Here is a 20,090-nt window from a genome sequence, read left to right as displayed (position 1 = left end):
CCCCCCCCCCCCCCCCCCCCCCCCCCCCCCCCCCCCCCCCCCCCCCCCCCCCCCCCCCCCCCCCCCCCCCCCCCCCCCCCCCCCCCCCCCCCCCCCCCCCCCCCCCCCCCCCCCCCCCCCCCCCCCGGACGGGCTAGGCGAGGTCGAGGTCGGCGAGGGTGAAAGCGGCCCGGTATTCGAAACCGGCCTCCTCCACCGCCGCGCGCCCACCGCGGTCGACGATCACCGCGATCGCGACCACCTCCGCGCCGGCCTCCTGCAACGCCTGCGCCGCGGTCAGCGGGCTGCCGCCGGTGGTGGAGACGTCCTCGACGACCAGGACGGCGCGGCCGGCGACGTCCGGCCCCTCGATCCGGCGCTGCAGGCCGTGGGCCTTGCCCGCCTTGCGGACGACGCAGGCGTCGAGGAAGCCCTCGCCCGCCGCGGCGGCGTGCAGCATCGCCGTGGCGACCGGGTCGGCGCCGAGGGTGAGCCCGCCGACGACGTCGTAGCGCAGGTCGCCGGTGAGCTGCCGCATCACGCGCCCGACCAGCGGCGCGCCCTCGTGGTGCAGCGTGAGCCGGCGCATGTCGATGTACCAGTCGGCCTCCTGCCCGGAGGAGAGCGTGACCTTCCCGTGCACCACGGCGAGGTCGAGGATCAGCTGCAGCAGCCGGTCGCGGTCGGGCAGCGAGGCCTCGCTCCAGGGGCCCGCGCCGAGGGACGAGGTGTGGGGGGGAACGAGGTCCTTCTCCATGGCACGGACCCTACTGAGCGCCTCGCCCGGCGGAGTCCGGGCGACGCACCGGCCCTCACAGGCCGGCGGGCTGGAGCACCTGGTCGATGATGTAGACGGTCGCGTTCGCCGTCTGCACGTTGCCGCACACCACCGTCGCCTCCTCGCCGACGATGGTCGCCTCGGCGCCGATGGTGAAGTTCTCGCCGGAGCGCTCGATGGTCACCTCGTCGTTGCTCAGCGTGGCGTGCGTGCCGGCCAGCTCGTCCGGGGCCAGGCGGCCCGGGATGAGGTGGTGGGTGAGCACCGCGGTCAACGCCGGGGTGTCGGCGAGCAGCCCGTTCAGCGCGTCCGGGGGGAGGGCTTCGAACGCCGGGTTCGACGGTGCCAGGACGGTGATGTCCTCCGTGGTGTTCAGGGTCTCGACCAGGTTCGCGGCCTGCACGGCCTGCACGAGGGTCGACAGCGCCGGGGTGTTGCCGGCCGCGGTGGCCACCGGATCGGCGCTCATGCCCTCGAAGCTGCCCGGGCCCTCGGCGGGCACCGCTGCGCAGCCCTCGCCGAACGGCCCGTCGAAGGCCGGCGCCGCCGCACTCGTCTCCGGCGCGGAGCTGGTGGTGGCGGGGGTGGTGCCGGCGGTGCTGCCGGCAGGGTCGTCGGAGCCGCAGGCGCTCAGCGTGATCGCCAGGCTGGAGACGGCGATGAGCAGAACGCGGCGGGTCGGGGTGCGCGTCATGGTGGTGATCCTGTCTGTTCCCGTGCGACGGCGGGGTCACGATCGCGCGTGCGCCGGCCGCGGGCGCGGTGCTGCGGCCGGGCCGTCTGCCAGGCTGGACGCGTGCCGCGCGAACCCCGCCCCCGCCCCGCCGACGGAGACCCGACCCGGCAGGCACCGCCGTCGGCGAGGGTCGCCATCGCCCTGCTGGCGACCCTCGCCGCCCTGCTCGTGCTCTACGTGACGATCACCTGGCTCGGGCGTGAGGGCGTCGTCGAGGTGCTGACCGAGGGCGGGCTCACCCGGGACGAGGCGCAGCAGTTCCTGCTGGTCAACACCACCGTCCCGCTCGTCCTCGGGGTCGGCTACGGCGTCTCGGCCTGGGCGCTGGCGGGCCGCCACCGGTGGGGCCGGTGGACCGGGCTGGTCGCGACGATCGTGCTGGCGGTGGTGCTGCTGTCCACGATGTTCACCGCGGGTGGCACCACCGTCGTCGCGCTCCTCCTGCTGGTGCTGTCGGTCGCGGCGGCGACCAGCCTGGCGGCGCGCACGACGCGGGACTGGGTGAACGCCGGTCCCGGCTGAGGGCCGCCCCGGCTCAGCCCTGCCCGGTGGCGCGCTGCCACTTGCGGAAGCGGTACCAGTCGTTGGACGGCTTCGCCGCCAGCAGCACGACCCCGGCGGCGGTGAGGGCGAGCCGGAACCACGTGAGCGTGTTGACGAACGGCAGCGGCCCGCTGGCAACGGCGTTGAACGGGCCGGTGAGCAGCGTGAGACCACCGAGGACCCACAGCCCGATCCGCGCCCAGTTGCGGCCCTGCCAGGCGAACCCCAGGAACAGGAACTGCAGCGCGAGCACCAGGACCGTGATGCCGATCGTGATCTGGCCGATGAGCTCGGCGAACGCCTCGGGGTCGAGGCCCTCGAACTCGGGCCCTTCCAGGTCGGTGCTCGACTCGTCCAGCGCCCAGGCCACGAACTCGTCCCAGTTGAGCAGCGTGGCGACGGCGGCGACGGCGCTGAGCACCAGTGCGGCGAGGAAGGCGCCGATCCCGGCGCGCACCGTGACCGGGCGGTCCAGGGGTGCCGGCGCGCCGGGCCCTCCGCCCGTGGGGGCCGAGGGCGCGGGGGCGTAGCCGTACGGATTCTGGCCGTACGGGTTCTGGCCGTACGGGTTCTGGGCGTACGGGTTCTGCGGTCCCTGGCCGTAGGGCGGCTGCCCTCCGTACGGCGGCTGACCCCCGTAGGGCGGCTGACCCCCGTAGGGCGGCTGGCCCGAGGGCTGATCCCACCCCGGCTGCGGCCGGTCGCCCTGCCCCTCGGGCTGCCCCTGCTGCTGGCCGTGCTGGTCGTCCTGCCCCGCCGTCATCGTGCCTCCGCCTCCCCGGTCCCCGTCGTCGCCGCGATCATCGACGACGACGCGGGCGGGGACCAGCAGGGCACGCGGTCCCACCCGATCGGACGGCGCGCCCGCCGGACCGCAGGGGGCCCGGCGGGCGCGGCGACGGGGGCCAGGCCCGCCCGCGGGCGGTTACGCGCCGCGGGTGACGCGCAGCCCCTCGACGTCACCACCCGGCCAGTCGACGACGACCTCGTCGCCGTCCCGGATCTCCCCGGCCAGCAGCGCCTTGGCCAGCTGGTCGCCGATCGCCGACTGCACCAGCCGGCGCAGCGGCCGGGCCCCGTAGACCGGGTCGAAGCCGTTGAGCGCCAGCCAGTCGCGCGCGGCATCGGTGACCGTCAGGGTCAGCCGGCGGGCGGCCAGCCGGCGGGCCAGGACGCCGACCTGGATGTCGACGATCCCGGTCAGCTCCTCGCTGCCCAGCGCCCGGAACACCACGACGTCGTCGAGGCGGTTGAGGAACTCCGGCTTGAAGTGCGACCGCACGACGCCCAGCACGGCGTCGCGGCGCCGCTCCTCGGGCACCGACTGGTCGGCGATGATCTGCGATCCGAGGTTCGACGTCAGGATCAGGATCGTGTTGCGGAAGTCCACGGTCCGGCCCTGGCCGTCGGTCAGCCGCCCGTCGTCGAGCACCTGCAGCAGGACGTCGAAGACGTCGGGGTGCGCCTTCTCCACCTCGTCGAGCAGGACGACGGTGTACGGACGGCGGCGCACCGCCTCGGTGAGCTGACCGCCGGCCTCGTAGCCGACGTAGCCGGGAGGGGCCCCCACGAGCCGGGCCACCGAGTGCTTCTCGGAGTACTCGCTCATGTCGACGCGGACCATGGCCCTCTCGTCGTCGAACAGGAAGCCCGCCAGCGCCTTCGCCAGCTCGGTCTTGCCGACGCCGGTGGGGCCGAGGAACAGGAACGAGCCGGTCGGCCGGTCGGGGTCTGCGACGCCGGAGCGCGCCCGCCGGACGGCGTCGGAGACCGCCCGCACCGCATCCGGCTGCCCGACGACCCGCCCACCGAGCTCCTCCTCCATGCGCAGCAGCTTCTGGGTCTCGCCCTCCAGCAGCCGGCCGGCGGGGATGCCGGTCCAGGCCTGGACGACCTCGGCGATGTCGTCGGGGCCGACCTCCTCCTTCAGCATGGAGGCCTGCTCCTCGACCGACGCCTCGGCCTCGGTCAGCGCCTTCTCCAGCTGCGGCAGGCGCCCGTAGCGCAGCTCGGCGACCCGGGCGAGCTCACCCTCGCGCTCCGCGCGCTCGGCCTCCAGCCGCAGCCGCTCCAGCTCCTCCTTGATCTGCTGGATGCGGGTGATGGCGCTCTTGTCCTGCTGCCAGCGCGCGGTCAGCTCGGCCAGCTCCTCGCGCTTGTCGGCGAGGTCCTCGCGCAGCGCGGCCAGCCGCTCGAGGGACGACGGGTCGTCCTCCTTGGCCAGCGCCATCTCCTCGATCTCCAGCCGCCGGACGGCGCGCTCGACCTCGTCGACCTCCACCGGCCGGCTGTCGATCTCCATGCGCAGCCGGCTGGCGGCCTCGTCCACCAGGTCGATCGCCTTGTCGGGCAGGAACCGGGACGTGACGTACCGGTCCGACAGCGTGGCGGCGGCGACGATCGCGCCGTCGGTGATGCGCACGCCGTGGTGCACCTCGTAGCGCTCCTTGAGGCCGCGCAGGATGCCGATGGTGTCCTCGACGCTGGGCTCGCCGACGAAGACCTGCTGGAAGCGCCGCTCCAGCGCCGGATCCTTCTCGATGTGCTCGCGGTACTCGTCGAGCGTGGTGGCGCCGACCATGCGGAGCTCGCCGCGGGCGAGCATCGGCTTGATCATGTTGCCGGCGTCCATGGCGCCGTCGCCGGTCGCGCCGGCACCGACGATGGTGTGCAGCTCGTCGATGAAGGTGATGATCTCGCCCTCGGCCTCGGTGATCTCCTGCAGGACGGCCTTCAGCCGCTCCTCGAACTCACCGCGGTACTTCGCGCCGGCGACCATGGACGCCAGGTCCAGCGCCATGAGCCGCTTGCCCTTGAGGCTCTCCGGGACGTCACCGGCGACGATCCGCTGGGCCAGGCCCTCGACGATGGCCGTCTTGCCGACACCCGGCTCGCCGATGAGGACGGGGTTGTTCTTGGTCCGGCGGGAGAGCACCTGCACCACGCGGCGGATCTCGGTGTCGCGGCCGATGACCGGGTCGATCTTGCCGTCACGGGCGCGCTCGGTCAGGTCGACGGCGAACTTCTCGAGCGCCTGGTAGGTGGCCTCGGGGTCGGCGCTGGTCACCTTGCGGTTGCCGCGCACAGTGCGGAAGGCCGCCAGCAGCGCGTCACGGGTGGCACCGGCGCTGGTGAGCACGGCCCCGGCCTCGCCCTCCGAGCCGGCCAGCCCGACCAGCAGGTGCTCCGTGGAGACGTACTCGTCGCCGAGGGCCCCGGCCTGCTCCGACGCGGCGTTGATCACCCGGAGGAACTCGCGCGAGGGTGCGGGCGCGGAGACCGTCGCGCCGCTGACGCTCGGCATGCGGCGCAGCGCGGCGTCGGCCTTGCTGCGCACGTCGGCCGGGTCGGCACCGACCGCGGTCAGCAGTGGACCGGCGATGCCGTCGGCCTGCTCCAGCAGGGCGACCAACAGGTGCAGCGGCTCCAGGGCCGCCTGACCCCGGCCGACGGCGAGACGCTGAGCGCCGGCAACGGCCTCCTGCGAGCGGGTCGTGAGCTTGCTCTCCATGCTCGGACGCACGTCCTTTCGTGTGGCTGGGGGACGCCGTCCGTCCGTGGGCGGCGCCATCGACTCCTGCAACGAACCATGGGTTGAGTCTGTTCCGCTCAACTCTGCCCGTTCGACCGTCCCCGCGGGTCCCCACCGGCCGTTAGGTCGCCCATCCGGGGAGGCGCAAGGGCGGAAGGTCCCGAGTCCGCTGACGCCAGCCCCTAGACTGGCGACATGACCGCCCTGCCAGCCCCGAGCGTCGCACTCGACGATCAGCTGTGCTTCGCGCTGTACGCCGCGTCCCGGGCGGTGACCGCGCGGTACCGCCCCATGCTCGACGCGATCGGTCTGACCTACCCCCAGTACCTGGTGATGCTGCTCCTCTGGGAGTCCGACAACCAGACGGTCGGCCAGCTCGGCTCCCGCCTGGCCCTGGACAGCGGCACGCTGTCGCCGCTGCTCAAGCGCCTGACGGCCGCGGGGCTGGTCACCCGCCACCGGCGGGTCGAGGACGAGCGGTCGGTCTCGATCGCGCTCACCGACGCGGGCCGGGCGCTGCAGGACAAGGCCATGGCCATCTCCGAGGAGATGATCGGCGCGATCGGGTTCGACGCCAGCGAGTTCGACGACCTGAAGGCCCGGCTCCGGTTGCTCACCGACCGGGTCAACGGCGCGGCCGCGGAGCAGGCCGAGTCCGGACGGTAGGGCTCCGCCCGAGCGGGTAGGAGGGCGGCCACGGTGCCGCCCGAGCCAGGGGCGGCCACGGCCCGAAGGGACGACATGCCCACTCGTACCGCCCGCACCGCCTGGAACGGGACCCTCCAGGAGGGCTCGGGACAGGTGGAGCTCTCCAGCTCCAAGATCGGCACCTACGAGGTGTCGTTCCCCAAGCGCACCGCCGACGAGGCAGCCGGTGCCACCAGCCCCGAGGAGCTGATCGCGGCGGCGCACTCCGCCTGCTTCGCCATGGCGCTCTCCAGTGAGATCGGCAAGGCCGGCGGCACCCCGCAGTCGCTCGAGGTCTCGGCCGACGTCACGCTCGGCCAGCAGGACGGAGCCCCGGCGATCACCGGGGTCAAGCTCACCGTGCGCGGCGAGGTCGACGGCCTGGACGCCGCCGGCTTCGACAAGGCCGCGCAGGCGGCCAAGGCCGGCTGCCCGGTGAGCAAGGCGCTGGCCGGTACCGAGATCACGCTGGACGCCTCGCTGGAGGGGTGACCTCCGGCTGAACGGCGACGGCCCGCCTCCCCGAGGGAGACGGGCCGTCGGACGGTCAGGTCAGCGGGTGGCGGCCCCGGATCCGGCGTGCGCCACCTCGTCGGTGCGCTCGCCCCCGGCGTCCCGGCCCTCGATGGCGTCGGTGTCGATGCGCACGGCGTCGGAACGCTCGGCCGCCTGGCGCTCGTCACCGGTCTCGGTGCGCAGCGCCACCTCGCGGATGAACAGCACCGCGAGGACGGCGACGACCGCCACGACGGCGGAGATCAGGAAGACCCGGCCGGTCGCGTCGCCGTAGGAGATGCGGATGAGCTCCTGGATCGGCGCCGGCGCATCCGCGAGATCAGCCAGGCCGATGTCCCCGCCACCTGCCGCGGCGGCCTCGGCCGCACCGGGGATGTCGGCCAGGCCGCCCCGGATCAGGTTCCCGACGTGGTTGCTCAGCACCGCACCGAGCACCGAGACGCCGATCGTGCCGCCGAGGCTGCGGAAGAAGGCGACCGCGGAGCTCGCCGCCCCCAGATCGGTCGCCGCCACGGTGTTCTGCACGGCGAGGACGAGGTTCTGCATGCTCATCCCGATCCCGACGCCGAGCACGAACAGGAAGAAGCTCAGCAGGACCATGTCGGTCTCGTGATCGATCGTCGCGAGCAGCGCGAAGCCGGCGACGACCAGGACCGAACCGGCCGTCAGGTAGGACTTCCACCGGCCGAACCGGGTGATGAGCAGACCGGAGACCGTGGAGGAGATCAGCAGGCCGCCGACCATCGGGATGGTGAGCAGCCCGGCCTCGGTGGGCGAGTACCCGCGGGAGATCTGCAGGTACTGGCCCAGGAACACCGTGGAGCCGAACATCGCCATGCCGACGGCGACGCTGGCGATGATGGCGAGCGTGGTGGTGCGGTCCCGGAACAGCCGCAGCGGCACGATCGGCTCCGCGGCCCGCAGCTCGGTCACGAGGAACGCCACCACTGCCAGCGCCGCCCCGCCGAGGAACAGCGCCGTCTCGACCGAGGCCCACGCGAAGCTGCTGCCGGCCAGGGTGACCCAGATGAGCAGGGCCGAGACCGCAGCGGCGAGGAGGGCGGCACCGAGGTAGTCGATCGTCACGGCTCGCTTCGTCACCGGCAGGTGCAGGGTGCGCTGCAGCAGCACCAGCGCGACGGCGGCGAACGGGACGCCGACGTAGAAGCACCAGCGCCAGCCGAGCCAGCTGGTGTCGACCAGCAGGCCGCCCAGCAGCGGACCGCCGACCGTGGCGACCGCCATGACGGCACCTAGCAGACCGGAGTAGCGACCGCGCTCGCGCGGGCTGATCATCGCGGCCATCGCGATCTGCACCAGCGCCTGCAGGCCGCCGAGGCCCAGGCCCTGCAGGACGCGCCACGCGATGAGCGTGTCCACCGACTGCGCGAGGCCGGCCAGCATCGAGCCGACGATGAAGATGACGATCGACAGCTGGATCAGCAGCTTCTTGCTGAACAGGTCGGCGAGCTTGCCCCAGATCGGCGTGGACGCCGTCGAGGCCAGCAGGGTCGCCGTGATCACCCAGGTGTACTGGTTCTGCGTGCCCCGCAGCTCGGTGATGATCGTCGGCAGCGCGTTGGAGACGACGGTCGAGGACAGGAACGCCACGAACATCGCCAGCAACATGCCGGAGAGGGCCTCCAGCACCTGACGGTGCGTCATCCTCCCCTGCTGCTCGACGGGCGCCTCGGGCGCGGAGGTCTGGACGGTGCTCACGGGACTCCTGGACGGAACTGGCGCAGAACGGGGCGGGAGCGAGGGCCGGGCGGTCATCGGGCCGCCGCCACGGGATCGATGCGCGGCTGCCCGCCGACGACGTCGATGTCGGCCACCAGCCGATCGAGCAGATCGGCGAGCCGCCGGGCGTCCGCCTCGTCCCAGCCGGCCAGGGCGGTCAGCGCCCACTCCGCACGCAGCGCCCGCGAGGTGGCGAGCGCCCGGGCTCCCTGGTCGGTGAGCCGGAAGAGCGCGGCCCGGCCGTCGCGGGGATCGGGGCGGCGGTGGACGTAGCCTGCCCGCTCCAGGGCGGCCAGCTGCCGGCTGGCGACGGAGCCGTCGACCCCGGCGAGGGCGGCGAGCGCGCTGCAGCGGAGGTCGTCCTGCCGCTCGAGCGGGGCGAGCAGGGGCCAGCCGAACGACGGCAGGTCGCCGTGCAGTTGCACGGCCGCGCGGGAGCTCAGGTGCCGTCCGGCGCGGATCAGCTGGGCGACGCCGGCGGTGAGGCGGTCACGTGTGTCGGGGTGCATGGGCATGGGACGTCCTCAGGACGGAGAAAACGCTTGTAGACCGCAACCATACGATCATATGGTTGCGGTCTGCAACGAAGCTTCCTGTGTCGTCGGCCACGCCCGGCCCGGGCGGGTCAGCGCTCCGTGGACTCTGCCTCGCGCGCCTCGCCGATCCGGTTCAGTCGCTCGAGGAGGACGGCGAGCGTCGCGACGTCCTCGGCCGGCCAGTCGGCGAGGTCGCTCTCCCAGCGGGCCCGGCGGGCCGTCCGGATGCCGGCCAGCCGCGCGGCCCCCTCGGCGGACGGCCTCAGCACCTGCGCCCGGCCGTCGTCGGGGTCCGCCGCCCGGTCGACCAGTCCCAGCTCCACGAGGCTGGACAACTGGCGGCTGACGGTGCTCTTGTCCAGCCCCAGCCGCGCGACCAGGTCACTGGCCCGCAGCGGCCCGGCGTCCTGCAACAGCGCCAGCAGCCCGTACGCGGCGCCGTCCAGATCGGGGTGCAGCTCGCGCGCCAGCCGGGTCGAGATGGCCCGGGACCGCCGGAGCAGCAAACCGATCTCCCGCTCCAGCGAGACGAAGGCCTCGTGGGCGTCGGCGTCCGGCCCGCTCACCGGGCACCTCCCGGGCGCCAGACGACGAGGGCCGAGCTCTGCCGCCGGTGCGGCACCAGATCGGCCCGGTAGGCCGCCGGGATCGCCGCCTCCGCGGCCATCCGCCGGTTCTCGGAGTGCTGCAGCTCCTCGAGCAGCTCGTGCACCCGGGCCTGCAGCGCCTCGACCTGGGACTCCAGCTCGATGATCCGCTTGATGCCGGCCAGGTTGACCCCGTCCTCCTGCGACAGCCGCTGCACCTCGCGCAGCAGTGCGACGTCGCGGGGGCTGTACCGCCGCCCTCCGCCGGAGGTCCGGCCGGGGCTGACCAGCCCCAGCCGGTCGTACTGCCGCAGCGTCTGCGCGTGCATCCCGGCCAGCTGGGCCGCCACGGAGATCACGAACACCGGGGCGTCGTCGGCGACGGCCGGGCCCGCCTCACCGAGCGGGCCACCCGACGGCCTGGTCATCCCTCACCTCCACGCCGCACCGCGGCGGTGATCTGCGGGCGCGGGTCCTCGTCCATCTCCTCGGCCAGGGCCTCGACCGCCTTGCGCTGCGCCGGGGTCAGCCGCGCGGGGACGGCGATCTCGACGGTCACGAGCAGGTCGCCGGTGCGGCCCTTGGTGGGCACCCCCCGTCCGCGGACCCGCAGCGTGCGGCCGCTCGCGGTGCCGGCGGGGACCTTGAGGGACACGGTGCCGTCCAGGGTCGGCACCGTCAGCGTGGTGCCCAGCGCCGCCTCGGCGAAGGTGATCGGCACGGTCAGGGTGAGGTCCTCGCCCTTGCGCCCGAACAGCTGGTGCTCCGCGACGTGGACGACGACGAACAGGTCGCCGGCCGGGCCACCGCGCCGCCCGGGTGCTCCCTTGCCGGGCAGCCGGATCCGCTGACCGTCCTTGACCCCCGCCGGGATCCGCACGGTGATGGTGCGGGTCTGGCTGGTGACCCCGCTCCCGGCGCAGGTGGGGCACGGGTCCTCGACGACCTGGCCGCTGCCGCGGCAGTTGCGGCACGGCTCGGAGAAGGCGAAGGCGCCCTGGCTCCGACTGGTCACACCAGCGCCCTGGCACACCGGGCAGGTGTGCGGGGAGGTGCCGGGGCGGGCGCCGCTGCCGGCGCAGGTCGGGCAGCTGCCCGGGCTCTGCATCCGCAGCGGCACGGTGACGCCGAGCACGGCCTCCTCGAAGGAGAGCGTCGCCTCGGTCTCGACGTCCTGACCCCGCGCGGGCCCGGACGCGGCCTGGCTGCGCGCACGCGCGCCACCGGCCCCACCGAACAGCCCGCCCAGGATGTCGCCCAGGCCACCGGCCCCCCGGGCTCCCGCCCCGGCGCCGGCTGCGCCGAACAGGTCGCCGAGGTCGAAGGGCTGCCCGCCGGGCCCGGCGCCCGGGAAGCCGCCGGGGAACCCGGCACGGGCACCGGCTCCCCCGGCGCCGAACAGGCGTCGCGCGTCGTCGTACTCACCGCGCCGCTTGGGATCGGAGAGCACGTCGTAGGCCTCGGAGACCTCCTTGAACCGCGCCTCGGCCTCGGTGTTGCCCGGGTTCTTGTCCGGGTGCAGCTCCGTGGCCAGCTTGCGGTAGGCCTTCTTGATCGCGGCCGCGTCGGCGTCCTGGGGAACGCCGAGCGCGCCGTAGTAGTCCTTCTCGATGAAGTCACGGGTGCTCATCGGACGCCCCCTCTCGCGCTCGGTCGGACGCCGCTCAGCCGGCGGCCTGGTCGGTGGGCTCGGCGGCCTCCCCGGACTCGGCGGACGCCGCGGACTCGGCGCGCGCAGGCGCCTCCGGCTCGGTGACGGCGACCATGGCGGTCCGCAGCACCCGCTCGCCCCGGCGGAAGCCCTGCCGCAGCACGGTGGTGGCCGTCGGGACGCTCACCTCGGCGGAGGTCTCGTGCATGACGGCCTCGTGCAGCGACGGGTCGAACTCGTCGCCGGCCTTGCCGAACGCCTCGACCCCGAGGCCGTCGAGCAACCCGAGGATGCGGTCGGCGACCAGCTTGAAGGCGCCGGTGAGGTCGCCGTGGTCACGGGCCCGCTCGATGTCGTCGACAATCGGGAACAGCTGGGTCGCGAACCGCTCCGCGGCCTGGTCGACGACGAGCGACCGGTCACGGTCCACCCGCCGCCGGTAGTTGGCGTACTCGGCGGTGACCCGCTGCAGGTCCTCGGTGCGCTCGGTCAGCTGCTGCGCCAGGTCGCCGTCCGCCGCCGACTGCGGCGCGGCACCCCCCTGCGGCTCGGTCCCCTGCTGCGCCGCCGGGTCCTGCTGCGGCCCCGTGCCCTGCTGCGCGCCCGCGGCCTCATCGGCGGCCGGCATGTCGTGCTCGCTCATCTGCTCCCCTGGGAGGTCGGTACCGGGCCGGACGCCGGCCGGCTGCTCGCCGGCCGGCGTCCGCACTGCGCCAGTGATGGGGTCGATGCGCCGCCTGTCGCGGATCACGACCCGCGGCTGCTCTTCCCTGTCCGTCATCGGCGGTCGGTGTCCTCGTCGACGATCTCGGCGTCGACGACGTCGTCGTCACCCGTGGCCTGGCCACCCGCCGCACCGGCACCGGCCTCGGCGCCGGGCGCTCCGCCGGCCGCCTCGGCCTGCTGGGCGTAGAGCGCCCCGCCGACCTCCTGGGACACCCGGGCCACCTTCTCCTGGGCGGACTTGATGGCGTCGATGTCCGAGCCGCCGAGGGCCGAGCGCAGCTCGGTGAGCGCCTCGCCGAGCTCGTCCTTCTTCTCGGCCGGGATCTTGTCGCCGTTCTCGGCCAGGAACTTCTCGGTCTGGTACTGCAGCGACTCGGCGAGGTTGCGGGTCTCGGCCTCCTCGCGGCGGCGCTTGTCCTCCTCGGCGTGCGCCTCGGCGTCCTTCATCATCCGCTCGATGTCCTCCTTGGGGAGGGCCGAGCCGCCGGTGATGGTCATCGACTGCTCCTTGCCGGTGCCCAGGTCCTTGGCGTGGACGTGGACGATGCCGTTGGCGTCGATGTCGAAGGCGACCTCGATCTGCGGGACGCCGCGCGGCGCCGGGGGCAGCCCGGTCAGCTCGAACATGCCGAGCTTCTTGTTGTACATCGCCATCTCGCGCTCGCCCTGGAACACCTGGATCTGCACGGAGGGCTGGTTGTCGTCGGCCGTCGTGAAGATCTCCGAGCGCTTGGTCGGGATCGTGGTGTTCCGCTCGATGAGCTTGGTCATGATCCCGCCCTTGGTCTCGATGCCCAGGGACAGCGGGGTGACGTCGAGCAGCAGGACGTCCTTGACCTCGCCGCGGAGGACACCGGCCTGGAGCGCGGCGCCGATGGCCACGACCTCGTCGGGGTTGACGCCCTTGTTGGGCTCCTTGCCGCCGGTCAGCTCGCGCACCAGCTCGGTGACGGCCGGCATGCGGGTCGAGCCACCCACCAGGACCACGTGGTCGATGTCGCCGACGGAGATGCCGGCGTCGCGGATCGCCTGGTTGAACGGCGCCCGGGTGCGGTCGAGCAGGTCCTGGGTCAGCCGCTGGAACTCGGCGCGGGTCATCGTGACGTCCAGGTGCAGCGGGCCCTCGGCGCCGGCGGTGATGTAGGGCAGGTTGACGTTCGTCGACTGCGCGCCCGACAGCTCGATCTTGGCCTTCTCGGCCGCCTCGCGCAGCCGCTGCATGGCCAGCTTGTCCTTGGACAGGTCGATGCCGTTGGAGGCGTTGAACGTCTGCACCAGGTGCTTGACCACGCGCTCGTCCCAGTCGTCACCACCGAGGTGGTTGTCACCGGCGGTGGCCTTCACCTCGATGACGCCGTCGCCGATCTCGAGCAGCGAGACGTCGAAGGTGCCGCCACCGAGGTCGAACACGAGGATCGTCTGCTCGGTCTCGCCCTTGTCCAGGCCGTAGGCCAGCGCGGCCGCGGTCGGCTCGTTGACGATGCGCAGGACGTTGAGCCCGGCGATCTCACCGGCCTCCTTCGTGGCCTGGCGCTGGGCGTCCTCGAAGTAGGCGGGGACGGTGATGACCGCGTCGGTGACCGGCTCGCCCAGGTAGGTCTCGGCGTCGCGCTTGAGCTTCTGCAGGATGCGCGCGGAGATCTCCTGCGGCGTGTACTTCTTGCCGTCGATCTCGTCGGTCTTCCAGTCGGTACCCATGTGGCGCTTGACCGACCGGATGGTGCGGTCGACGTTGGTGACCGCCTGGTTCTTCGCCGACTGCCCGACGAGGACCTCGCCGTTCTTGGCGAAGGCCACGACCGAGGGGGTGGTGCGCGAACCCTCGGAGTTGGCGATGACCGTCGGCTCACCGCCCTCGAGGACGGTGACGACGGAGTTGGTGGTGCCGAGGTCGATACCGACCGCTCGAGCCATGGGAGATGGCCTCTCTTCCGTGTGCTGGGGGTGGTACTGGTCCGTGCGAGGAGCCGAGCGCGACCGCATTGCGCGTGGTGCGCTCAACTTTCCTGTCCACCGTAACGGCAAGCTGCGCGGCGGTGTTCCCGGGCCCCGCGTCACACGTTCCCTCGCCGCGTCACCCCAGCCTCGTGGCCGCGCCCTCAGCGGCACGACGCTGGGGTGGCACCCACAAGCCCGTGGCGGTCCGCGCAGTGATCCACAGATCCGCCGCCCACCCACCGCGACCGCCGCGCACGCTCGACACTGCACCGGTGCACCCGCTCCTCCGCGCCGCCGCCGAGCGCCAGCTGGGCCTGTTCACCGCGCGGGACGCCCGCCGCGCCGGCTACGACCACCCCGAGATCCGCCGCCTCCTCTCGTCGGGCACCTGGGTCCGCCTCCGTCGCGGCGTCTACGCCACGGCCGAAGCCGTCCGCTCGGCGACGACAGACGGCACCCGCCACCGGCTGGAGTGCCTCGCCGTCCTGCTGGAGCTCGACCGCCCGACCGTGGCGCTGAGCCACGAGACGGCCGCACACCTTTGGGAGCTGCCGGTCCCGAGGCGCTCCACCGCGGGTCCGATCCGCCTGACCGACCCCGGGCTGTCCCGGCAGGGACGGGGCTACCGCATCACCCAGGCGCCGCTCGGGCCGGACGACGTCACCTCCGAGGGGCTGCTCCGCGTGACCACCACCGCTCGCACCCTGCTCGACGTGGTGCGCCGGTGGCCGCTCGACGATGCGGTGGTCGCACTGGACGCCGCACTGCTCCGGAAGCGCATCACTGTGCAGCAGCTCACCCAGGGAGCGGCGGCGCTCCAGAGGTGGCCGGGCGCCCGCCGCGCCGCCCGCGCGGTGGCCCTCGCCGACGGGCGCGCCGAATCGCCGTTGGAGACGCGGGGCCGCCTGCGCATCCTCGGGGCGGGATTTCCGGCGCCGGAGCTCCAGGTGGAGATCCGGACGGAGGGGCGCCTCGTCGGAGTGGTCGACGCCTGGTTCGGAGCGGCCGCCGTCGCGGTCGAGTTCGACGGGAAGGTGAAGTACACAGACCCGTGGCGCGGTCGGACACCGGCGCAGGTGCTCTGGGAGGAGAAGCGGCGGGAGGACGAACTCCGGGCGCTGGGCGTCCGCGTGATCCGGGTGGCCGACGAGGACGTCGACCGCGACTGGCCCCGCGTCGAAGCACGGCTGCGCGAACTCCTGGCAGCACCGGCGCCCACGGGACGCCGCTTCACCGCCACCCCCCGTGCGCGAGGTCGGGTGCGCGCGGGCTGAGCAGCCCAAGCCCGTAGCCGCGAGCCCAGGCGTACAACGCTCAGGCGGCGGGCGCGGGCCGGAGGTGGCGACACCCACCCCCGCGGCACGGGCCTGAGCTGACAGCCGCGGGCCCGGGTCGGCGAACCCAGGTGGCGGGGAGGGACGCTGCAGTCACGTCGCACATCGGTGGACGACGACGGGACGTGTCACGGGTCACCCCTGGGCGGAGCGCCTCGGCCGGGCTCGCCGATCCGCGGCGCCGCGCCCAGGGTTACCGGCGAGTAGCCTCTGAGCGCGCCCGCTATCGTGCCCTGGAGTGCGGGCTGCGCCTGCCCGCATGCGTTCCGGGCGCCGGCCCACCGGCCGGTGCACCGGGGCGCGCACCACACACAGCCCCGTCGCCCGCGTGGCCGGCGGGAGACGACCGACGCCGCCAGGCGTACGGGAGGGGAAAACATGACGGGCCCGCTGCAGATCGTCCTGGGGACTATCAGCGTCCTGTTCCTGATCGTGGCGTCCGTGATGGCCTACCGGGCCGTCCGGGCGATGGTGCGGATCATCCGCACCGGCCAGCCCGACGGCACCCGCTTCGGCCCGGTCAAGAGCCGGCTGAAGACGCTGGTGGTCGAGTCGATCGGCCACACCCGGATGCTGAAGTGGTCGACCATCGGCGTTGCCCACTGGTTCGTCTTCGTCGGCTTCTACGGCCTGTTCCTGACGCTGGTCGAGGCGTTCGGCGAGGTGTGGAACCCGGCCTTCCACCTGCCGCTCATCGGCGAGTGGGCGATCTGGAGCCTCTTCGTCGACCTGATCGGCGCCGGCACGATCCTCGGGATCATCTACCTGATCGTCCGGCGCCAGCTCGACCACCCGCGCCGGCAGGGCCGCAGGAGCCGCTTCGCCGGGTCCAACGAGGGCCGGGGCTACTTCGTCGAGGCCGTCGTCCTGATCGTCGGCATCAGCATCCTCAGCATCCGCGCGGCCAAGGTCGCCTCCGGCCTGGACGACGCCCCGACCTGGTCGCACCCGTTCGCGAGCCTGGCGTCGAACCTCTTTCCGGACAACCCCGACGTCGTCTCGATCGTCGCCTTCATCAAGATCGTGGTGTCGCTGACCTGGCTGGTGGTCATCAGCCGCATCCTCAACATGGGTGTCGCCTGGCACCGGTTCAGCGCCTTCTTCAACATCTACTTCAAGCGCGAGGCCGACGGCGCCCCGGCGCTCGGCCCGCTGCCCGCCATGACCTCCGGCGGCAAGCCGATCGACTTCGAGGACCCGGGCGAGGACGACGTCTTCGGCCGCGGCAAGATCGAGGACTTCACCTGGAAGGGGATGCTGGACTTCACCACCTGCACCGAGTGCGGGCGGTGCCAGAGCCAGTGCCCGGCCTGGAACACCGGCAAGCCCCTGTCGCCGAAGATGGTGATCATGGACCTGCGGGACCACCTGTACGCCAAGGCCCCGTACCTGCTCGGTGAGAAGACGGCGTCGGAGTCCGCGCCCGACTACGACCTCCTCAAGCCCAGCGACGAGCAGGTCTGGGCGTCGGGCTACGCCCGGATCGAGGGCACCAACGACGCCCAGGCGCACCGCCCGCTGGTCGGCACCCTCGAGGAGGGCGGGGTCATCGACCCCGACGTCCTGTGGAGCTGCACCAACTGCGGCGCCTGCGTCGAGCAGTGCCCGGTGGACATCGAGCACGTCGACCACATCCAGGACATGCGCCGCTACCAGGTGCTGATCGAGTCCAACTTCCCGTCCGAGGCCGGGGTCATGATGACCAACCTCGAGAAGCGCGGGAACCCGTGGGGCATGGGCGGCAACGTCCGCGAGGACTGGATCAAGGAGATGGACTTCGAGGTTCGCGTCGCCGACGGCCCGCTCCCCCACGAGGTCGAGTACCTGTTCTGGGTCGGCTGCGCCGGCGCCGTCGACGACCGCGCCAAGAAGGTCACCAAGGCGGTCGCCGAGCTGCTGCACACCGCGGGCGTCGAGTTCGCCGTGCTCGGCAACGGCGAGACCTGCTCGGGCGACCCGGCCCGCCGCATGGGCAACGAGTTCCTCTTCCAGCAGCTGGCCATGGAGAACGTCGAGACCCTCAACGGCGTCTTCGAGGGCCGGGTGCCGGGCACCCGCAAGATCGTCGCCACCTGCCCGCACTGCTTCAACTCGCTGGGGCGGGAGTACCCGCAGGTCGGCGGCGAGTACGAGGTCGTGCACCACACCCAGCTGCTCGGCAAGCTGGTGGAGGAGGGCCGGCTGACCCCGGTCACCCCGGTCGACCGCAAGGTCACCTACCACGACCCGTGCTTCCTGGGCCGGCACAACAAGGTCTACACGCCCCCGCGGGAGATCCTCGACTCCGTCCAGGGCCTGTCCACGCAGGAGATGCATCGCTGCAAGGACCGCGGCTTCTGCTGCGGTGCCGGCGGTGCCCGCATGTGGATGGAGGAGAAGATCGGCAAGCGGATCAACATGGAGCGCACCGAGGAGGCCCTCGAGCTCGATCCCGACGTCATCTCCACCGCGTGCCCGTTCTGCATCACGATGCTCAGCGACGCGCTGACCAGCAAGAAGCAGAACGGCGAGGCCGGCGAGCACGTCGAGGTGCTCGACGTCAGCCAGATCCTGCTGCGCTCGATGCAGCCGGTCGCCGTCGGCGCGCAGGGTGCCGAGCAGGGCGCCGACGTCGGCACGAAGGACGACGACGTCGTGGGCCTCGACTCCGCCGCGACGGATCACGACCCGAAGTAGAAGAAGGACCCCGTCCTCCTCACCCCTCGCATGCTCGGGGCGAGCCTCCGGACGGGGCCGTGCGACGGCGCGCATCCCGCGGGGTGCGCGCCGTCGCCGTTCCGGAGCCGTGCACCCCGCGGTGGTTGCGCCGCGCACCCACCCGGGGGCGGTGTGCACCCGGTCACGGAGGACGCTTTCCGGGTGACCCGCACCGCCCCCGCACGCAGCACCACCGGCACCGACCGTCGTCGCGGTCTCGGGCTGATGGCCGTGGCCATCGTGCTCACGGCGCTCAACCTGCGCACGGCGGTCACCAGCGTCGGCCCGGTGCTGGAGGAGCTCGAGCGGGGCCTGGGCATCTCCAGCGGCCTGGCCGGGGTCATCACCACGATGCCGGTGCTCTGCTTCGCGCTCATCGGGTTCACCGGCCCCGCGCTGTCGGCGCGCTACCGCGACGCGCACGTCCTCGCCGGCGCCCTGGTGGCGATGACCGTCGGGCTGGGGCTGCGCAGCCTGGCCGAGGCGTTCCCGGTCTTCCTCGCCGGCACGGCGCTGGCCATGGCCGGCGGGGCGCTGGGCAACGTCATGCTTCCGGGGCTCGTCAAGCGCCACTTCCCGGGGCGGACGGGCCCGCTGATCGGCGCCTACAGCACCGCGATGGGGCTGGGCGCGACCCTCGCGGCGGTGGCCTCGCAGCCGATCGCCGACGTCGCCGAGGGGGAGGGCTGGCGCTGGGCACTCGTCGTCTGGGCGCTGCCGGCGCTCGTCGCGGCGGGGGTGTGGCTGGCTCTGCCGGCCGCGCCCGACGTGTCGCGCGAGGGCCACACCGCCGTCCGGATGCGGGCCCTCGTGCACAGCCCTACGGCGATGGCGATCACCGCCTTCTTCGGCGTGCAGGCGCTCCAGGCCTACGTCGTCATCGGCTGGTCGGCGCAGTACCTGCGTGATTCGGGGCTGAGCGCGGCGACCGCCGGTCTCCTCCTGGGCCTGAACTCCGTCGTCGGGCTGCCGCTGAGCGCCGTCATCCCGTCGCTGACCGTCCGGCCGCGTCTGCAGCGCCCGCTGCTGCTGCTCTTCATCGCCTGCTACGTGACCGGCTGGGTGGGCCTCTGGACGGCGCCGACCGTCGCCCCGTGGCTGTGGATGGTCCTCATCGCCGTCGGCATGGGCACCTTCTCGATGGTGCTCACCCTCATCGGCCTGCGCGCGCGCACGCCCGAGACCGTCTCCGCGCTCTCCACCGTCAGCCAGAGCATCGGCTACGTGATCGCCGGGGCCGGCCCGCTGCTCGTGGGCGTGCTCCGCGGGGTGACCGGCAGCTACGACGGCATGTTCGTCATCGCCCTCACCGGCGTCGCCGTGCTCGCCGTCGCCGGGTGGATCGCCACGCGGCAGGTGTTCGTCGACGACGAGGTGGAGCGCACCGTCCCCGGCTGGTCACCCGCGGGCCGCTCCACCGAGGTGCTGGAGAGCGCCGGCGTCGAGGTCCCGGCAGCGGCCGACGTCGACGACGCCCCGCCCGCCGAGGCTAGGGACGCCGGGTCTCCGCGCGGGTGAAGTTGCGGAACGAGCGCGACGGCGTGGGCCCCCGCTGGTCCTGGTACCGGGAGCCGTAGACCGCCGAGCCGTAGGGGTGCTCGGCCGCGCTGGTCAGCCGGAACAGGCACAGCTGGCCGATCTTCATGCCCGGCCACAGCGTGATCGGCAGGTTCGCGACGTTCGACAGCTCCAGGGTGATGTGCCCGGAGAACCCCGGGTCGACGAAGCCCGCCGTCGAGTGGGTGAGCAGGCCCAGCCGGCCCAGCGAGGACTTGCCCTCCAGCCGGGCGGCGAGGTCGTCGGGGATGCGGACGACCTCCAGCGTGGAGCCCAGCACGAACTCACCCGGGTGGAGCACGAACGGCTCGTCGCCCTCGGGCTCCACCAGCGACGTGAGGTCGTCCTGCTGCTCCGCCGGGTCGATGTGGGTGTAGCGGGCGTTGTTGAACACCCGGAAGTACCGGTCCAGCCGGACGTCGATGCTGGACGGCTGCACCAGCCCCGGGTCGTAGGGCTCGATGCCGAGGCGTCCCCCGGCGATCGCGGCCGTGATGTCGCGGTCGCTCAGCAGCATGGCGCGGAGTCTAGGGAACCGCGTCCGCGCGCCGTG

Annotated in this window: 18 protein-coding genes; 6 read left to right on the top strand and 12 right to left on the bottom strand. The window is 73.1% G+C overall.

Features of this window, described 5'->3' with window-relative positions:
- Nucleotides 1–133 precede the first annotated feature (133 nt).
- Nucleotides 134–736, bottom strand: coding sequence for an orotate phosphoribosyltransferase (gene pyrE / locus ACI79Q_RS14765; protein ID WP_456590141.1), 603 nt, complete (start codon nt 734–736; stop codon nt 134–136).
- Between the two features lie 55 nt (nt 737–791).
- Complete coding sequence (locus ACI79Q_RS14760; RefSeq protein WP_456614912.1) at nt 792–1,451, bottom strand: fasciclin domain-containing protein; 660 nt, start codon at nt 1,449–1,451, stop codon at nt 792–794.
- Nucleotides 1,452–1,553: 102 nt separating this feature from the next.
- Between ACI79Q_RS14760 and ACI79Q_RS14755 the strand changes: the two genes are divergently transcribed.
- Nucleotides 1,554–2,015: a hypothetical protein gene (locus ACI79Q_RS14755; RefSeq protein ID WP_456599953.1), complete on the top strand. Its 462-nt coding sequence runs from the start codon at nt 1,554–1,556 to the stop codon at nt 2,013–2,015.
- Between the two features lie 13 nt (nt 2,016–2,028).
- Here ACI79Q_RS14755 and ACI79Q_RS14750 read toward each other — a convergent pair whose 3' ends face one another.
- Nucleotides 2,029–2,799 carry a hypothetical protein gene (locus ACI79Q_RS14750; RefSeq protein WP_456614911.1) on the bottom strand — a complete coding sequence of 257 codons (771 nt, stop codon included), beginning with the start codon at nt 2,797–2,799 and terminating at the stop codon, nt 2,029–2,031.
- A gap of 162 nt (nt 2,800–2,961) precedes the next feature.
- Nucleotides 2,962–5,547, bottom strand: a complete 2,586-nt coding sequence (clpB, locus tag ACI79Q_RS14745) for an ATP-dependent chaperone ClpB (RefSeq protein ID WP_456590137.1) — start codon at nt 5,545–5,547, stop codon at nt 2,962–2,964.
- Nucleotides 5,548–5,763: 216 nt separating this feature from the next.
- On the opposite strand from clpB, the gene ACI79Q_RS14740 reads away from it, so the two are divergent.
- Nucleotides 5,764–6,234, top strand: coding sequence for a MarR family winged helix-turn-helix transcriptional regulator (locus ACI79Q_RS14740; protein ID WP_456590136.1), 471 nt, complete (start codon nt 5,764–5,766; stop codon nt 6,232–6,234).
- Nucleotides 6,235–6,309: 75 nt separating this feature from the next.
- Nucleotides 6,310–6,747 carry an OsmC family protein gene (locus ACI79Q_RS14735; RefSeq protein ID WP_456590135.1) on the top strand — a complete coding sequence of 146 codons (438 nt, stop codon included), beginning with the start codon at nt 6,310–6,312 and terminating at the stop codon, nt 6,745–6,747.
- 60 nt (nt 6,748–6,807) lie between these two features.
- Here ACI79Q_RS14735 and ACI79Q_RS14730 read toward each other — a convergent pair whose 3' ends face one another.
- From ACI79Q_RS14730 to dnaK, 7 genes are all read right to left on the bottom strand, one after another.
- On the bottom strand, nt 6,808–8,490 hold the full coding sequence (locus ACI79Q_RS14730; protein ID WP_456599955.1) for a DHA2 family efflux MFS transporter permease subunit: 1,683 nt from the start codon (nt 8,488–8,490) through the stop codon (nt 6,808–6,810).
- A gap of 53 nt (nt 8,491–8,543) precedes the next feature.
- The gene (locus ACI79Q_RS14725) at nt 8,544–9,026 is read right to left on the bottom strand and encodes a MarR family winged helix-turn-helix transcriptional regulator (RefSeq protein ID WP_456590133.1); all 483 of its coding nucleotides are present in this window, start codon (nt 9,024–9,026) and stop codon (nt 8,544–8,546) included.
- A 110-nt stretch (nt 9,027–9,136) separates the two neighbouring features.
- Entirely contained in the window at nt 9,137–9,613 is a 477-nt protein-coding gene (locus ACI79Q_RS14720; protein ID WP_456613220.1) for a MarR family winged helix-turn-helix transcriptional regulator, read from the bottom strand.
- A complete protein-coding gene (locus tag ACI79Q_RS14715; protein ID WP_456590131.1) occupies nt 9,610–10,062 on the bottom strand; it encodes a heat shock protein transcriptional repressor HspR in 453 nt (150 codons plus the stop codon). Before ACI79Q_RS14715 ends, ACI79Q_RS14720 begins: the two co-directional genes overlap by 4 nt.
- Nucleotides 10,059–11,264, bottom strand: coding sequence for a molecular chaperone DnaJ (gene dnaJ / locus ACI79Q_RS14710; protein ID WP_456590130.1), 1,206 nt, complete (start codon nt 11,262–11,264; stop codon nt 10,059–10,061). The genes ACI79Q_RS14715 and dnaJ overlap by 4 nt, the downstream gene beginning before the upstream one ends.
- Before the next feature lie 34 nt (nt 11,265–11,298).
- Nucleotides 11,299–12,066 carry a nucleotide exchange factor GrpE gene (grpE, locus tag ACI79Q_RS14705; protein ID WP_456599957.1) on the bottom strand — a complete coding sequence of 256 codons (768 nt, stop codon included), beginning with the start codon at nt 12,064–12,066 and terminating at the stop codon, nt 11,299–11,301.
- Nucleotides 12,063–13,925: a molecular chaperone DnaK gene (gene dnaK, locus ACI79Q_RS14700; protein ID WP_456614910.1), complete on the bottom strand. Its 1,863-nt coding sequence runs from the start codon at nt 13,923–13,925 to the stop codon at nt 12,063–12,065. The genes grpE and dnaK overlap by 4 nt, the downstream gene beginning before the upstream one ends.
- Nucleotides 13,926–14,221: 296 nt before the next feature.
- Between dnaK and ACI79Q_RS14695 the strand changes: the two genes are divergently transcribed.
- From ACI79Q_RS14695 to ACI79Q_RS14685, 3 genes are all read left to right on the top strand, one after another.
- A complete protein-coding gene (locus ACI79Q_RS14695) occupies nt 14,222–15,223 on the top strand; it encodes a type IV toxin-antitoxin system AbiEi family antitoxin domain-containing protein (protein WP_456614909.1) in 1,002 nt (333 codons plus the stop codon).
- Nucleotides 15,224–15,661: 438 nt separating this feature from the next.
- A complete protein-coding gene (locus tag ACI79Q_RS14690; RefSeq protein WP_456590126.1) occupies nt 15,662–17,959 on the top strand; it encodes a (Fe-S)-binding protein in 2,298 nt (765 codons plus the stop codon).
- A gap of 183 nt (nt 17,960–18,142) precedes the next feature.
- Nucleotides 18,143–19,498 (top strand): MFS transporter, encoded by a 1,356-nt coding sequence (locus ACI79Q_RS14685; protein WP_456614908.1) that lies wholly within the window; start codon nt 18,143–18,145, stop codon nt 19,496–19,498.
- On the opposite strand, the gene dcd is transcribed toward ACI79Q_RS14685, so the two are convergent.
- Nucleotides 19,470–20,054 carry a dCTP deaminase gene (gene dcd, locus ACI79Q_RS14680; protein ID WP_456590124.1) on the bottom strand — a complete coding sequence of 195 codons (585 nt, stop codon included), beginning with the start codon at nt 20,052–20,054 and terminating at the stop codon, nt 19,470–19,472. The two genes, ACI79Q_RS14685 and dcd, sit on opposite strands and share 29 nt — an antisense overlap.
- Nucleotides 20,055–20,090: the final 36 nt, after the last annotated feature.

It is taken from the genome of Blastococcus sp. SYSU DS0828 (genome assembly GCF_054050975.1).
Note: the sequence above shows the minus strand (reverse complement) of the source record. Positions and strands in the feature narration are given on the sequence as shown.

Excerpts from the sequence above, each read along its gene's own strand:
- pyrE (WP_456590141.1), bottom strand. The coding sequence starts at position 736 with ATGGAGAAGGACCTCGTTCCCCCCCACACCTCGTCCCTCGGCGCGGGC.
- ACI79Q_RS14760 (WP_456614912.1), bottom strand. The coding sequence starts at position 1,451 with ATGACGCGCACCCCGACCCGCCGCGTTCTGCTCATCGCCGTCTCCAGC.
- ACI79Q_RS14750 (WP_456614911.1), bottom strand. The coding sequence starts at position 2,799 with ATGACGGCGGGGCAGGACGACCAGCACGGCCAGCAGCAGGGGCAGCCC.
- clpB (WP_456590137.1), bottom strand. The coding sequence starts at position 5,547 with ATGGAGAGCAAGCTCACGACCCGCTCGCAGGAGGCCGTTGCCGGCGCT.
- ACI79Q_RS14740 (WP_456590136.1), top strand. The coding sequence starts at position 5,764 with ATGACCGCCCTGCCAGCCCCGAGCGTCGCACTCGACGATCAGCTGTGC.
- ACI79Q_RS14735 (WP_456590135.1), top strand. The coding sequence starts at position 6,310 with ATGCCCACTCGTACCGCCCGCACCGCCTGGAACGGGACCCTCCAGGAG.
- ACI79Q_RS14725 (WP_456590133.1), bottom strand. The coding sequence starts at position 9,026 with ATGCCCATGCACCCCGACACACGTGACCGCCTCACCGCCGGCGTCGCC.
- ACI79Q_RS14715 (WP_456590131.1), bottom strand. The coding sequence starts at position 10,062 with ATGACCAGGCCGTCGGGTGGCCCGCTCGGTGAGGCGGGCCCGGCCGTC.
- dnaJ (WP_456590130.1), bottom strand. The coding sequence starts at position 11,264 with ATGAGCACCCGTGACTTCATCGAGAAGGACTACTACGGCGCGCTCGGC.
- grpE (WP_456599957.1), bottom strand. The coding sequence starts at position 12,066 with ATGACGGACAGGGAAGAGCAGCCGCGGGTCGTGATCCGCGACAGGCGG.
- dnaK (WP_456614910.1), bottom strand. The coding sequence starts at position 13,925 with ATGGCTCGAGCGGTCGGTATCGACCTCGGCACCACCAACTCCGTCGTC.
- ACI79Q_RS14690 (WP_456590126.1), top strand. The coding sequence starts at position 15,662 with ATGACGGGCCCGCTGCAGATCGTCCTGGGGACTATCAGCGTCCTGTTC.
- dcd (WP_456590124.1), bottom strand. The coding sequence starts at position 20,054 with ATGCTGCTGAGCGACCGCGACATCACGGCCGCGATCGCCGGGGGACGC.